The organism is Cryobacterium levicorallinum, assembly GCF_004402405.1.
GTDB lineage: Bacteria > Actinomycetota > Actinomycetes > Actinomycetales > Microbacteriaceae > Cryobacterium > Cryobacterium levicorallinum.
In genome coordinates this window covers 15,485-30,179 of sequence record NZ_SOFE01000025.1, presented here as the reverse complement: position 1 = coordinate 30,179, position 14,695 = coordinate 15,485, and the positions used below count along the sequence as shown (strand labels likewise).

Below are 14,695 nucleotides of genomic sequence, written 5' to 3'. Positions count from 1 at the left end.
AGAACTGTTATGACCGCTACTCCGTCGACGCGAGTCGGCTTCATTGGCCTCGGCAACATGGGCTCCGGCATGACCCACAACCTCCAAAAGGCGGGCTACGCACTGGTCGTGAACGACATTCGTCGTGAATCAGCTGCCGCGCTGCTCGAAAACGGCGCCATCTGGGCTGACACCCCCGCGGAGGTGGCCGCGCAGTCCGACGTCGTGATCACGATGCTGCCCACTCCGCGGCACGTCGACACCGTCGTCAACGGCAAGAACGGCATCCTCGCCGGCATAGCGGATGGCGGCTGCTGGATCGACATGTCCACCTCCGTTCCCGACGTGGCCAACGGGGTGCGCTTTGACCACGCGGACCGCGGACTGCGTATCTTGGACGCCCCGGTCAGCGGAATGTCGGTCGGTGCTGCCTCGGGCATGTTGCAGATTTTTGTTGGCGGTTCCTCGAACGACTTCGAGGAGTTGCTGCCGATCTTTAAGGCGATGGGAGATCCGGAGCGAATCTTGCACGTTGGTGCCGCCGGAACCGGCTACGCCGTGAAACTCATGATCAACCAGCTCTGGTTCTCGCACCTTGTCGCCACGGCGGAGGTGCTCAGCATCGGCGTCAAAGCCGGAGTCGACCTCGGCGTTCTGCGCGCCTCGCTCATTGCGAGCCCCGCCAACAGCAACTTCGTGCAGCACGACGTACTGTCAATCCTCGGTGACGGCGACTACGACGAGGGCTTCTCCATCGCCCTCGCCTGTAAAGACCTTGGACTCTCTATCGACCTGGCCCGCTCAGTGGGAGTACCCGCCGAACTCAGCGGCCTGGTCGAACAGATCTACCGCCGCGCCCGCGCCCAATACGGCGACGCCGCGGGGGAGATGAGCCCGGTGCGACTCTATGAGGACCTCAGTGGAATCAACCTGCGCCTGAACGATTCCACCCCGTCGAGCCCCGCCGACGTAGTCGCTGCCGTCGCAGCGGCCGAGGAAGCTGCCGAAGTGTCCGCGAATGCCGCCGTCGCCGCGTCGGTGGCGGCATCCGCTGCCGCATCGGCCGTGGCGTCATCCGTCAACGCCGATCTGGCCTCCGCATGAGCGCCACCCGCCCGACGGATGCAGCCATGTCCGCGACCGGACTCGCCCCGCTGCCCCGGCCGCTGAGCGACATCTCGCTCGTGCTCGACCCGAAGCCGATCGCGCACTTCGGCCGTGGCACCGTCACCGAGGTCGGCCGTATCACTGCGGCCAGCGGGGTGACGCACGCGCTCGTCGTCACAGACCCGTTTCTCGCCACCAGCCCTGTTGTCGCAGCTGTGCGGGAGGCCCTTGAATCAGCGGGGCTCACCGTCACCGTGTACGGCGGGGTCACCCCGAACCCGACGACGACGTGCGTCGACGAGGGCAGTGATCTCGCGGCATCCGCTGGAGCTGATGGAATCGTCGCCGTGGGCGGAGGATCGTCGATGGACGCCGCCAAGGGCATCGCCCTTGGTGCGCGCAACCCGCAGCGCGGCATCGGCCTCGACTATACGAGCACTTTCGCGTACCCGGCACTACCGATCGTCGCGGTGCCCACCACCGCGGGCACCGGCGCCGAGGTGAACGCCTTCGGCGTGATCACGGATGTCGCCAGTCACCGCAAGTTCTACGTCGGTCACGACAGTGCGCTCGCCCGTGCGGCCGTACTCGACCCCGATCTCACCGTCGGCCTGCCGGCCGGCGCGACCGCCGCCACCGGCATGGACGCCCTCACCCACGCGCTCGAGTCCTACCTGTCCGTGCGCGCCAACCCGTATAGCGACGGCATCGCCCTACAGGTCATCGCCACCGTCGCCGAGTTTCTGCCCCGCGCCGTCGACGACGGAACCGACATCGAGGCCCGCGCGGAACTGCTGCTCGCCAGCCACGTGGCCGGAGTGGGTTTCTCACACACCGGGCTCGGACTCGTGCACGGCATCGCGCATCCGCTTGGCGGGCAGTTCAATATTCCGCACGGACTCGCGCTCTGCATCGTGATCGAGGGTGTGCTGCGCTTCAACCTCGTCGCGCGCGAGGCCCGAATCGCTCGGGTGGCTTTCTCGCTCGGCGTCGGACGCACCGACGTGTCAGAGTTCGAGAACGCGCAGCGCGCCATCGAGGCCATCGCCGCGCTTGCCGTGAGGGTCGGCATGACCGGCCCGCTCTCGAAATTCGGAGTCACCGAGGGTGATCTGGCATCGCTCGCCGCCGACACCCTCGCCGACAGTGTCACCGTCAACAATCCCATCCAGCCCACCGTCGATGACGTGGTGCGCATTCTGAAGGAATCCCTGTGACCACCACGACCGAAACCCCGCAACGCGCCGGTGTAACCCGCGCCGACGAACTGGCGCTCCTCGCGAGCCTGCCCACCGGCCTGTTCATCGGCGGGGAGTGGCGAGCTGCGAGTGATGGAGGCACCTTCGACGTTTGCGACCCCTCGACCGGTGACGTTCTGGTTCAGGTAGCGGATGCGACGCCGCAAGACGGCCTCGCGGCGCTGGCGGCGGCATCCGCTGCCCAGAAGGGGTGGGCAAAGACTGCGCCGCGTGTGCGCGCCGAAATTTTGCGGGCTGCATTCGAAGCGGTAACCGCTCGGGCCGACGACTTTGCCCTGCTGATGACGCTCGAGATGGGCAAGCCTCTCGCTGAGGCCCGCGGTGAGGTGAGCTACGGCGCCGAATTTCTGCGCTGGTTCTCGGAGGAGACCGCCCGCATTTCGGGCCGGTTCGCGGTCGCGCCCGACGGTCGAAGCCGCCTGCTGGTGACCAGGCGCGCGGTCGGGCCGTGCCTGTTCATCACGCCATGGAATTTTCCACTGGCCATGGCCACGCGCAAGATCGCCCCGGCGATTGCGGCGGGTTGCACGATGGTGCTGAAACCTGCCGCGCTCACGCCTCTCAGCGCGCTGCTCTTTGCCCAGGTGCTGCAGGAATGCGGGCTGCCGGCCGGGGTGCTCAACGTCGTGCAGACCACGAGCGCCGGTGCCGTAACTGGGCCGCTGATCACGGACGCCCGGCTGCGTAAACTGTCGTTCACCGGATCGACCCCGGTGGGGATCAACCTGTTGAAAGCTGCAGCTGACCAGGTGCTGCGGGTGTCCATGGAGCTTGGCGGTAACGCTCCGCTCATTGTCTTCGAGGATGCTGATCTCGATGCCGCCGTCGACGGCGCCATGGTTGCGAAACTGCGTAATGGCGGTGAGGCCTGTACCGCGGCGAACCGCCTGCTGGTCCATGAGTCCGTCGCGGGGGAGTTCACCCGACGCCTGGTAGAGCGGATGCGCGCGCACACCGTCGGACGTGGCACTGAACCAGCCACGCTGCTCGGCCCGCTCGTGGACGAGTCGACCCGCGCCAAGGTGCACGAGCTCGTGACCGACGCCCAACGCGAGGGTGCGACTCTCGCGCTGGGTGGCGCTTACATCGACGGTCCCGGGTATTTCTACGAGGCGACCGTTCTGACGGATGTCCCCGCGTCCGCACGCATCATGCGCGAAGAGGTCTTCGGTCCCGTTGCGCCGATCATCACCTTCAAGACCGAAGCGGAGGCGATCGCGTTGGCCAACGACACCGAGTTCGGTCTGGTCGGGTACGTCTTTACTCTCGATCTCAATCGGGCCCTGCGATTGTCGGAAGAGCTCGAGGTGGGCATGCTCGGCGTGAATACGGGCATCGTCTCGAATCCGGCAGCTCCGTTTGGTGGAGTTAAGCAGTCGGGGCTGGGCAGGGAGGGCGGTTTTGAGGGCATCGAGGAATACCTGGAAACACGCTATGTGGGTATCGCTGACCCGTTTGGAGCCGCGAACTAGACCTTGGGCGCATCGAGGGCTTCGATGCGCCCATCAGGCACGTCTGAACCCTTACAGCCGTCCGCGACCGAGCGAACACACGCGGAAAGAACGCCGGTCACCATCGGCGTCCGAAATGTGGGTGCAAAGCCGAGACCAGCCTAATGTTGCCCGCCCGAGGCCCGGTGGGGCAGAAGACGGCACGCAAATTCTGCCTTGGCATATGCGGGCTGGCGGCAGCAGACGATCGCGGGCGAGCAGGCCGCCTGGGGCCGCACGGCGGCCACGCAGCCCGACTGATGAGTGTCGGTGCTGAGGGCGGGCGATCCGTGTCTGGGGGCTTTCCTCCATAAGCATCCGGTTCTACAGTGTTGGTAGGCAACCTCTATTACGCGCTGTCGCTTGTTGCGGTGGTATGACTTTCAGTCCTTCAGGTTCTTGTTGCCGACCATCTGAAAGGCCGCGCCATGTTCGAAATCATTCTGGCAGCCACCGCCCGCAGCTACTTCTTCTTGCGCCGGTTCATGCCGACCGCCATCGTGATCGACGCGATCAAGACGCGGCGCGGGCTGAAATGGGGTGTGCTGGCGATGCTGCTCGCCGTTCCGTATGCGCTCGCAGCTATCTATTTCCGAGCTCAGGTAGATGACGGTGGTCCCGGTTGGCTGAACCTGCTCGTGATTTTGTGTCTTTGGGATACCTTGAAGCTTCTTCTGATCGGGCCGATGAGCCTGCTGAAGTTGATCGCGGTACGCGTTCGCGAAGCAGTGGCACGCCGTCGCAGGACCAAGGCGCTGCTCGCCGACGGCGTTGAGCCCTTCGGTGAGCGGATGCTCGCAGGCAGACAACCAGGCCTGACTTGCCCTAGAATATGATTTAGCAGTCATATTTGGAGGTGAGGTTCTCATGGCCGTCTCATCCACTCTCGTGCGGGCCGCTCGCCGGAGTAAACATCTCACGCAGGCGAGGCTGGCAGAGCTAACTGGCATCGATCAGGCCAGCGTCTCCCATCACGAGCGCGGACGAGACGCGGCATACAGCACGGTTGATCGGCTGCTCGCCGGCGCCGGGCACCGCCTCTATGCCGCTCCCACACGTCGAGACGACGCGGCCAGCGCGGCAGAAGCCATTCGTGGATACCTTCGGGTCGACGACGCCGACCGGGCGCTCCGGGCGCTCATCCAGCTCAACGATAACCTCACCGCCGAACACGGACTCGTTCGAGGAATTCTTGGGCTGACGGAGCCCGAACCGACCGGAGATCCCGTGTGGGATGCCGCCATCGCGGCCCTGGTCGCGTGGAGGCTCAAGGAGGAACGCGTTCCTCTCCCTGAATGGGTGAACAACCCGGATCGCAAGCTCTCCGTACCTGTCGTCTTCCGCGTCGACCCGGCCGACCCCGCACCCGAACCCGGTGACGTGCCCAACGAATTCGCCGAACGCGGCATCCTGGCGTGGGCCGACACCTTCGCGAGCGTTTGATGTCAGGTACTGCCCTCGACCGTGGCGACATCATTATCGGTCTGCGTGAGCTTGTTGCCGAACTTCGTGATGCGGACGAGGTGGCTGGGATTCGGCTCGTCGGCGGGGCCGCACTCGCCCTGCGCTACTTCGACCGGGGCACCACGCAGGACTTAGATGTCCTTCATGTTCATCCCGGCTCGGACGAGTCCGTCGCAGCCGCGGCGGGGCGGGTCGCACGTCGGCACGGGTGGGACGCGCACTGGCTGAACTTCGAAGTCACGAACGCCGACGCCATCCCCACTCTCGGCCGCGCCGTCGAATGGGAGACAATTTACGATCAGGGCGGCATCGTCATTGAGGTGGCATCAAAAGAGGCGATGCTGGCCATGAAACTCCGAGCAAACCGGCCCGGGCGCGATACCCGCGACATCCGCCTCCTGCTCGCTCTGTGTAACATTTCCACGCTCGCGCACGCGGAGGAGCTCTACGAGGAGTTCTATCCGGGCGACCTTCTCGTGCCACGGGCAGAGATGGTCGTGACAGCAATCCTCAGCGGCGAACCAACACCGGTACCCTTGTCTCCTGGTGCAGTTGAAATCTGACCAATGAGTCGATCCAGGACTCCTGAGTAGATCCACTCGCCGGAGCTCGCGCCAAATCGACACCGACAGTACGTCTTGGCTGGCGCACCTCGTGGTAGCGGCATGATTGGCTCACACACGACCGCGCATAGGAGGCTTCACTAATGATGATCCAGCAGGAGCAGTTCGACGACCTGCTCAGCCGCACCGCGCTGGCTGCGCTGTTCTACTATCCGGAGATCGCGGTCGATGATGACGGCCCGAACCTGCAGAACGACATCGCGTACTGCCTGGAGCCCGTCGTCGGGATTGCTGACGAGGACGCCGAACAGCTTCGGGTCGCGATCGGGCGTGTGATTACGAATCCGACGGCCCATCGCTCTGAACTGCTTTCCCTGGTCATTGAGCTGGCTCCGCCGCCTGCCGAATAGTCATGAACGGCCCATCTGAGGAAGGCGCCGCGGCGCAGAAGTCGTTGGTGGAGCATCCGTCTCTTGATGACGCGGCGGAGAAGCGGCGCCAGTATGTGGCGGCGAACCGCGATCGGATCCGCGAGATGAATCGTCTCTGGCGGTCGGAGCACCTGGATCGGGCCCGGGAGCTGAATCGGGACTCGATGCGTCGGGCCGCGGCTCGCCGGCATCGCGAGGCGGAGGTGCGGGCGCGGGGGAGGGAGCGGGCGGAGCGCTGGCGGGTGGAGCATCCGGAGCGCCGGCGTGAGTCTCAGCAGCGGTGGGTGGAGGAGAATCGCGAGAAGGTGCGCGAGTATTACAACCGCTACTACGAGGCCCATCGCGACGAGGTGAACGCCCGCGCCGCGGCCAGGCGGGACGCTGACCCGGAGCGCACGAAGCAGATCACGCGGCAGTGGGCTGAGCGCAACAAGGAGCGTCGGGCCGAGCTGCAGCGCAACCGCCGCAGCGACCCCAAGATCTACCAGTCCGAGCTGGAGGCCAACGCCGCCGCGCGACGGCTGAAGCGCAGCCTGAGTCGGGCCGGTCTCCCGCCGAAGCGTATCCACGTGGCGACCGCGGCTGAGCGCCGGGCCAACGAGCGGGAGGCCGACGCGTATTTCAATGACCCGTCGCGGCTGGAGCATGTGCGGCAGTTCACTGTGTTTGCCGAGTCGCTGACCCAGCACATGCTTAAGAACGGCCCTCGCATGCGCGAGTTCGCCGAGGCGTACGTGGAGACCAGGGCACGTATGGGACTCCCGCCAATACCGGTGGAGAACATCGTCTACGCCCGCGCCGTCGAGATAGTCGCAGAGCGGATGCGCCGGGTCGACCTGCTGACGGGCCGCGACGTCGCCGCGACAGTGCGGAGTACGAAAGCCGAGGTTCGGCGTATCGAGCGGCAGCAGCAGTTCGATGGACTTGTGAAAACGGTCGTGGTGCAGGTGCACCGCAATAGTGCGCGGTACGGCGTCGATGCAGAGATGGAGAACCAGGCGAGGGCGCATCAGGGAAAGCCGCGTGCACCCATCGATTCCTTGGTCGCGATGCTCGCGATGCAGGAAGTACTTGGGGAGGTGCCCACGAGCCTGCTTACGATCGAGGATGCTCGGAGTGCTGCCCGCATCGTGGGTCTGCGGATTTCGATGTCCCGTACGACTCGTCCGAACTTGGTGGACAATTTGGTTCACCGACGGATATTCCGGGAGCTGACCGGTGGATAAGTACATCGTATTCGGCACGACTCGGTACGCTGTGACAGAGTTACAGCGTGCTCTGGATGGATCCGACCAGCCACGAAATCCACGAGCGTTTGCACCGCGCATCTACCTTGAGGCCGTTCCTTTTTCCATTTCTCGCGGAGAAATCCAGAGTGCGAGCCAGGTCGCCCAGCGTGAGCGGACGTGTAGCCCCGCTATCGAACTATGCGGGTTCCGGTGGGCGCGATACATGGCGCCGGTGCCCGCAACGGCGCGCTGGTCGGGTATTCTTCCTAACTGAGAGGCGGCCACATGAAGATTATTCCTGTCGTGACGCTCGGAGCCAGCGTTGGCGGAACCGAAACGGCCGACCGCGTCGCCGATATCCTGCTGCTATTCAGTCAGGCCGAAGGGGCTCTGGGCGGAAGCGAAATTTCCCGAAGCCTAGGCCTGAGCAAGACAGTCGTGCATCGCATTCTGCAGTCACTCAATTCACGCGGCCTATTGCAGTCGGCCCCCGATTCCCCCGGCTACGTGCTCGGGTCCGTCGTGATCGGCATGGGCAACAAAGCATGGAACCAGCTCGACATTCGCGCGGTCGCCGGTCCCATTCTGCGACGACTGCGTGACACGACCAACGAGACGACGACGCTTTCGGTCGTCTCGAGCCACGAGCGGGTCTACCTCGATCAATATGAGAGCACCCAGGAATTCAAGATGGTGGTCGAACTCGGGGTGCGTTATCCCCTGCATTCGGGAGCGTCCAGTCGCGCGATCCTGGCCCACCTCTCCGATGTCTACGTCCATGAGGCGATGAAGCAGCTCGCGGCCTTACACTCCGATTTCTCCGAAGCCGACTACCTCGCAACCCTCGCTAGCGTGCGCCGCAACGGGTATGCGATGTCGCTCAACGAGCGTGAAACGGGCGCAGCAGCCGTTGCGGCCCCGTTCTTCGACAAGGCCGGGATCGTGCTCGGCTGCATCAGTGTCTGCGGCCCGGCGTTTCGGTTTCAAACGGAGACCGCTGAGCTCCAAGCCCACCATGTCGCTGAGGCAGCTCGCACCATCACTTCCCTTCTCGCTCGCTGAACAGAAAGCTCCCCATGCACCACACCGCTGTACTTCCGCGTTCATTCCTCTACGTTCCCGCCGACCGCCCCGAACTCTTCGCAAAGGCGTGCAACGGACCGGCGGATGCGCTGATCTTCGATCTCGAAGACGCAGTACCACTCGGCCGCAAAGATGAGGCCCGGCGGGCCCTGCGCGACTGGTTGGCCGCCAACCCTACGAGCCGCCAGCAGATCTGGGTGCGTATCAATCAAGCCAGCATCATGGCCGATTTGCAGGCCGTCGTCAGCCCGGGCCTAACCGGCATTATGCAAGCGAAATGCTCCCCGGCTGTGCTGCTGGAGGCGACTGCTGCGCTCACCGACCTCGAGCGTAGCCGCGGCCTCGAACCGATCGGCATCATCGGCCTGGTCGAAGATGCCCGGTCGTTGCAAGCTCTCGACTCCATGGCCACCAATCCCCGCCTCGTCACTTTTGCCATTGGCGAGGTCGACCTGATGGCCGACCTACGCATGGCCCGCACCCTCGCCGCCGAGCCCGCGCTGGACTCAATCCGGGCGCGCTTCGTCATCGCCTGCGCCGCGGCCGGTCTACGCCCGCCGCTTGCGCCCACGTCGACCGCCATTCGCGAGCTCGATGCCTTTGAGCAGTCCAGCCAAAAGATGCTCAACCTGGGATTTCGTTCCCGTACGGCCATCCACCCCGCACAACTAACCGTCATTCACGCAGTCTTTAGCCCGAGCCTGGCAGAGCTAGCTGCAGCGCGTGACGTCATTGATCGCTTCGATCTGGCCGGCGGCGGGGTAGCCCTCGATGTCGCTGGACGCATGATTGATGCCGCCGTGGTACGGGGTGCTCAGGAGACGCTCAGCCGTACCGCCCAGCGGAACGATTAATCCGCCTCGCTTCGACCAGTAGACCGGAATTGCGATTTAATCTCCTACTTTTCGACACGATGCGCGATAAATCGGCAATTTAAGTGGTCATTTCTGCACAATCTCGTTAGGCTCATACTCGAACCTGTTTCTTTGAGCGGAACGAGCAAATGCAATGATGCCAATTCTTCCCCTAACCGGGCTTCGGGTTCTTGACGCCTCCACGATTCTCGCGGGCCCTTTGTGCTGCCAGATTCTGGGCGATTTCGGTGCCGACGTCATCAAGATCGAGCACCCGAAGCAGGGCGATAGCATGCGTGGGCATGGCGAGAGCAAGAACGACGTACCGCTGTGGTGGAAGGAGATCAGCCGCAACAAGCGCACTCTGGGCCTAAGCCTGAGTACCGCTGAGGGTACCGATATCTTTCGCAAGCTGATCCAGACCGCCGATGTCTTGGTCGAGAATTTTCGACCGGGCACCCTCGAGCGCTGGGGCATAGGCCCCGAACTGCTTCTCGAGCTGAACCCCGGACTGGTCGTTCTGCGCCTCACCGGCTTTGGACAGACCGGCCCGTATGCCTCCCGCGCGGGGTTCGGCACCCTTGCCGAGGCGATGAGTGGGTTCGCCCACCTCACCGGCGAAGCGGATGGCCCTCCCACGCTGCCAGCATTCGGCCTCGCTGACAGCATTGCCGGGATTGCCGCTTCATCGGCCGTGCTCATGGCTCTTCGTCACCGTGACGCCACCGGAGAAGGCCAGGTGATCGACATCAGCATTCTGGAGCCGATCATGACAGCCGTTGGTCCAGGTCCTACGGTCTACCAGCAACTCGGCCTGATCGGGCAGCGCAATGGCAATCGCTCCACCAACAACGCGCCGCGCAACACCTACCTCACCAAAGATGACCGCTGGGTCGCTATCTCGACGAGCGCCCAACGCATTGCCGAGAAGGTCCTTGAGATCGTCGGTCACGCCGAAGTCATCACTCAACCGTGGTTTGCTACCGGCAGCGGGAGGGTCCAGCACGTCGACCTGCTCGACGGTTACGTGAGCGATTGGGTGGGGCAGCACGAGCGAGCCGAAGTGCTCGCCATTTTCGCCGAGGCTGGTGCGGCCGTTGCCCCGGTATACGACGCCCGCGACATTGTCGAAGATCCGCACATCCAGGCCACCGAGATGCTCGTCGAGGTCCCGGATGACGACCTCGGTCCGGTGCTGCAGCACAACGTCATGTGGCGTATGAGCAAAACGCCGGGAAGTATCCGGTTCACCGGGCGCGATCTCGGCCAAGACACGGACGTCATTCTGAGCGAGCTTGGATATGACAGTTCTGCCATTACCGCCCTGAAAGAAAGTGAGTCCGTTCGATGAGTGACCTCCTGTTGGATGCCGTTGTAAGCGGGGTGCAGGTCATCGACCTGGGGCGACAGCTCAAAGTGGGGATGCCGCAATCGCCGAACCACCCGCAATTTTGGCACACGATGCCGCGCCGCCACGGCGACGTGATGCGCAGCGACGGGGGAAGTGCTGCCAACGACATGATCACCACCGGAACGCACGTGGGCACGCACATCGATGCCCTGGCGCACGTGAGCCAGGATGGCAAACTATTCGGAGGGGTAGACGCCTCGGCGTCCTGCTTGGGCGGAAAGTATGTTGAACACGGGGTGCACACGATCGAACCCATGATCCGACGGGGCATCCTGATCGATCCGCCGACCTGGCTGGGAGTCTCCGATCTGGAGGGCGGCCGAGAAATCACCGTCGGCGACCTTAAGCAATCGTTGCAGAGTCAGGGAACGGTCATCCGCGCTGGCGACGTTGTCCTCATTCGTTCCGGCTGGGGCAAGAAGTTTGCCGAGGGGGCCGCCTATCTTGGTGGCACCTCGGGCGTTCCTGGCATCAGCGAGGAAGGTGCCACCTGGTTGGCCGCTCAGGGAATTCATACCGTCGGCGCCGACACCATCGCCTTCGAACGGCTCGCCCCCGGCGGTGGTCACGCCCACCTGCCGGCGCACCGCATTTTTCTCGTTGAAAACGGTATCTACATAGTCGAGGCGCTCGACCTCGAAGAACTCTCCGCGCGTAAGATCTACGAGTTCACCCTGGTGCTCGTTCCTCTCAATATCTTCGGGGCAACGGGTTCGCCCGTGCGCCCCCTGGCCGTGGTGGCCGCATGAGCGCCGATCAGAATCTCACCCTGGCGCAGTCACTCGCGCGTTTCGCTGTGCAGACGCGCTTCGACGATCTGCCCGAGGGCGTCGTGGAGAGCGTCAAGTCGCGGGTGCTGGACATCCTCGGAATCTGCGCCGCGGCATCTGCTCTCGACACGAGTCGCGCGGTGCGTCAATGGGTGGAATCTCAAGGCGGTGTCGCCCAGGCCAGCGCCGTCGGTGTGGCTGGTCCCTTGCCCGCCGCGCAGGCAGCTTTCGTGAACGGGGTGCTCGCGCACTCGCTCGACTACGACGACACCCATCTTCCCTCGGTGCTGCACCCCAGCGCGAGTGTCATCCCCGCCGTTCTCGCTGCGGCTGAAGCCTCCGGCGCCAGCGGTAAAGACGCGATTCGAGCCATTGCTATTGGCCTGGAGGTGTGTGTGCGCATCGGCATGGCGGGGTACAACACTGAGACGAAGAACTCAACCTTCTTTGAGCACGGCCAACACGCGACGTCGATCTGTGGTGCGATGGGTGCCGCCGCCGCGGTCGCGGCTCTCGCGGGCACCGAAGCCGACGTCTGCAACGCGCTTGGTATAGCGGCATCGATGGCCTCGGGAATCATCGAGTCGAACCGAACCGGCGGTACCGTCAAGCGGATGCACTGTGGCTGGGCCGCTCACTCGGCCGTCACCGCCGTCGAACTCGTGCGTGTTGGGCTCACCGGGCCGCCCACAGTACTGGAGGGGCGGTTCGGCTTCTTCGAGGCATGGCTGCACGGCGAGTTCGACGCCACCGCGATCACGGCCGGATTGGGCGCGGAGTGGTCGATTGAAGGTATATTCTTCAAGCCCTACCCGGCGAACCACTTCACCCACGCGGCCGTTGACGCGGCCGCCGCGTTACGTCGCGCGGGCATCGTTCCTGCCGACATAGCGTCGGTGACGCTCGGGGTGCCATTACCGACCTTGCGCACGATCGGGCAACCGATCGAGGTCAAACGTCGCCCTGAGACGGGCTATATGGCGCAGTTCTCTGGCCCGTATGCAATCGCCGCCGGACTGCTCGGCGGTGGTGGACTTGAGGTGGGCCTCGACGACTACACAGACGAACTCGCCCGGGATGCCGATCGGCGCGCGCTGATGGACAAGGTCGACGTCGTGGCGGATGACCGCTGCAGCGCAATCTTCCCCTCCCAGTTTCCGGCCGTGGTCACGGCCCGTCTCAATGACGGCAGCACAGTCGTTGAGGAAGTTCTGGTCAATCGCGGCGGACCGGGCAATCCGCTGAGCTTCGATCAGCTCACGCGCAAGTTTCGCGACAATGCCCGGCGCGTGATGTCAGAGGGGGCGATGGACTCTCTGGAACGGACCTGTCGCACTTTGCAGGACACGACCAGCGTTCAGCTCCTCTTCGCGGACTTGATCGCGGTCGACCCCCTGCTGTCGGCCGCTCTCGCCGATGCAACTCACTCTCGTTTAGACGATTAGAAAGAGAACCATGTCTACCTATGACCTCATCATCAAAAACTGCATAGTCGTTCGGCCAGACAGCGATTCCACTGAGAGGCTCGATGTTGCCGTAAAGGACGGCAAGTTCGCGGCGATCGAGCAGGACCTCGACGTGAGCCTCGCCGCCAAGGTCGTCGATGCAGGGGGCAAGCATCTCTTCCCCGGAGTCGTCGACGCGCACCAGCACTGGGGCATCTACAACGAGCTCAGCGAAGATACCGACTCTGAGAGCCGCGCGAGCGCGCAGGGCGGCGTCACGAGCGGCATTACCTACATTCGCACCGGCGCCTATTACATGAACAAGAGTGGCCCTTATCGGGAGATCTTTCCACAGATTTTGGCCGCTGCTGAGGGACGCGCCTTCATCGACTACGGTTTCCACGTTGCCCCCATTCTCAAGGAACATATCGACGAGATCTCCGATCTGATCGATATGGGCGTTCCGTCATTCAAGATCTTTATGTTCTACGGAATTCACGGTCTGCACGGAAACTCGAACGATCAGGGCAAATTTCTCATGATCCCCGAAGACGAGTCGTATGACTTTGCGCACTTTGAATTCGTGATGCGTGGCATAGAACAGGCTCGGCGCGATCCCAAGTACGCGAAGATCAAGGACCAGATCTCACTTTCCCTGCACTGCGAGACAGCCGAAATTATGCGTGCCTATACCAAGCTGGTCGAGGCTGAGGGAACCCTCACCGGCCTCGAAGCGTACAGTGCGTCCCGGCCGCCGCACTCTGAGGGTCTCGCTATTACAATCGCCTCGTATTTGGCCTACGAGACCGAGCTCCCCAACATCAATCTGCTCCACCTCACCTCGCGCAAGGCGATCGAGGCGGCCATGATGATGCAGGCAACCTTCCCACACATCAACTTTCGCAGGGAAGTGACCGTGGGACACTTGCTGGCCGACTTCACGACGGCCAACCTCGGCGGCAAGGTGAACCCGCCCCTACGTTCTCGCGAAGATGTTGACGCGCTCTGGGATCACCTGCTGGCCGGTCACTTCTCCTGGGTGACCTCCGATCACGCCTGCTGCAAAGATGAGACCAAGTTCGGTGACCCGCGCGACGACGTCTTTCTGGCCAAGTCCGGTTTCGGCGGCGCGGAGTATCTCCTGGCTGGGCTCATCAGCGAGGGGCGCAAGCGCGGGCTTTCGTACAACTCGATCGCGCAGCTGGTCTCCAAGAACCCGGCCGAGCGCTTTGGGCTGGCGGGCAAGGGCAATGTGGCTGTTGGCTTCGATGCCGACTTCTGCCTCGTTGACGACACAACCACCTACACCGTTCGGGCCGAGGACTCGCTCTCGAGCCAAGGCCATACGCCGTTCGAGGGCTTCGAGCTCACGGCCAAGGTTACCGATACCTACCTGCGCGGATCCGGAGTGTTCGCCGACGGTGAGATCGTTGGCGCACCACGCGGGCGATTCCTTAACCGGTCCGGCGAATAGAGTCTCTGCTTCTTTCTGCTGAGCGAAACCAGCATGGGTTCGCTCAGCGGAATAAGGATCTCGGAGAAATTTCAAATAATTGTAAGTAAATAAGGCAGCAAGTCGACAGAATAGGAATTGAGAGATTCCTCGAATC

General features: G+C 63.4%; 14 protein-coding genes. All 14 read left to right on the top strand.

Annotated elements, in window-relative coordinates:
- The first annotated feature begins 9 nt into the window (after positions 1 to 9).
- The 14 genes from E3O11_RS15155 to E3O11_RS15090 all read left to right on the top strand — a co-directional run bounded on the left by E3O11_RS15155 (position 10) and on the right by E3O11_RS15090 (position 14,559).
- Positions 10 to 1,083, top strand: coding sequence for an NAD(P)-dependent oxidoreductase (locus E3O11_RS15155; RefSeq protein ID WP_092452755.1), 1,074 nt, complete (start codon positions 10 to 12; stop codon positions 1,081 to 1,083).
- Positions 1,080 to 2,303: an iron-containing alcohol dehydrogenase family protein gene (locus E3O11_RS15150; RefSeq protein ID WP_241994748.1), complete on the top strand. Its 1,224-nt coding sequence runs from the start codon at positions 1,080 to 1,082 to the stop codon at positions 2,301 to 2,303. Before E3O11_RS15155 ends, E3O11_RS15150 begins: the two co-directional genes overlap by 4 nt.
- Positions 2,300 to 3,817, top strand: a complete 1,518-nt coding sequence (locus E3O11_RS15145; protein ID WP_170851602.1) for an NAD-dependent succinate-semialdehyde dehydrogenase — start codon at positions 2,300 to 2,302, stop codon at positions 3,815 to 3,817. Before E3O11_RS15150 ends, E3O11_RS15145 begins: the two co-directional genes overlap by 4 nt.
- 446 nt (positions 3,818 to 4,263) lie before the next feature.
- Positions 4,264 to 4,671, top strand: coding sequence for a sulfate permease (locus E3O11_RS15140; RefSeq protein WP_174775761.1), 408 nt, complete (start codon positions 4,264 to 4,266; stop codon positions 4,669 to 4,671).
- A 31-nt stretch (positions 4,672 to 4,702) separates the two neighbouring features.
- On the top strand, positions 4,703 to 5,278 hold the full coding sequence (locus E3O11_RS15135) for a helix-turn-helix domain-containing protein (RefSeq protein WP_092452749.1): 576 nt from the start codon (positions 4,703 to 4,705) through the stop codon (positions 5,276 to 5,278).
- On the top strand, positions 5,251 to 5,862 hold the full coding sequence (locus tag E3O11_RS15130) for a hypothetical protein (RefSeq protein ID WP_139226689.1): 612 nt from the start codon (positions 5,251 to 5,253) through the stop codon (positions 5,860 to 5,862). The genes E3O11_RS15135 and E3O11_RS15130 overlap by 28 nt, the downstream gene beginning before the upstream one ends.
- A gap of 143 nt (positions 5,863 to 6,005) precedes the next feature.
- Positions 6,006 to 6,272, top strand: coding sequence for a hypothetical protein (locus tag E3O11_RS15125; protein ID WP_092452743.1), 267 nt, complete (start codon positions 6,006 to 6,008; stop codon positions 6,270 to 6,272).
- Positions 6,273 to 6,274: 2 nt separating this feature from the next.
- Complete coding sequence (locus tag E3O11_RS15120) at positions 6,275 to 7,519, top strand: hypothetical protein (RefSeq protein ID WP_092452740.1); 1,245 nt, start codon at positions 6,275 to 6,277, stop codon at positions 7,517 to 7,519.
- A 288-nt stretch (positions 7,520 to 7,807) separates the two neighbouring features.
- Complete coding sequence (locus E3O11_RS15115; protein WP_092452737.1) at positions 7,808 to 8,584, top strand: IclR family transcriptional regulator; 777 nt, start codon at positions 7,808 to 7,810, stop codon at positions 8,582 to 8,584.
- Between the two features lie 14 nt (positions 8,585 to 8,598).
- Positions 8,599 to 9,459 carry an HpcH/HpaI aldolase/citrate lyase family protein gene (locus E3O11_RS15110; protein WP_092452734.1) on the top strand — a complete coding sequence of 287 codons (861 nt, stop codon included), beginning with the start codon at positions 8,599 to 8,601 and terminating at the stop codon, positions 9,457 to 9,459.
- A 154-nt stretch (positions 9,460 to 9,613) separates the two neighbouring features.
- Complete coding sequence (locus E3O11_RS15105; RefSeq protein ID WP_198415610.1) at positions 9,614 to 10,810, top strand: CaiB/BaiF CoA transferase family protein; 1,197 nt, start codon at positions 9,614 to 9,616, stop codon at positions 10,808 to 10,810.
- Positions 10,807 to 11,619: a cyclase family protein gene (locus E3O11_RS15100; protein ID WP_092452731.1), complete on the top strand. Its 813-nt coding sequence runs from the start codon at positions 10,807 to 10,809 to the stop codon at positions 11,617 to 11,619. The genes E3O11_RS15105 and E3O11_RS15100 overlap by 4 nt, the downstream gene beginning before the upstream one ends.
- Complete coding sequence (locus tag E3O11_RS15095; RefSeq protein WP_092452728.1) at positions 11,616 to 13,085, top strand: MmgE/PrpD family protein; 1,470 nt, start codon at positions 11,616 to 11,618, stop codon at positions 13,083 to 13,085. The genes E3O11_RS15100 and E3O11_RS15095 overlap by 4 nt, the downstream gene beginning before the upstream one ends.
- A gap of 10 nt (positions 13,086 to 13,095) precedes the next feature.
- Positions 13,096 to 14,559: a dihydroorotase gene (locus E3O11_RS15090; protein ID WP_092452725.1), complete on the top strand. Its 1,464-nt coding sequence runs from the start codon at positions 13,096 to 13,098 to the stop codon at positions 14,557 to 14,559.
- The last annotated feature ends 136 nt before the right edge of the window (positions 14,560 to 14,695 follow it).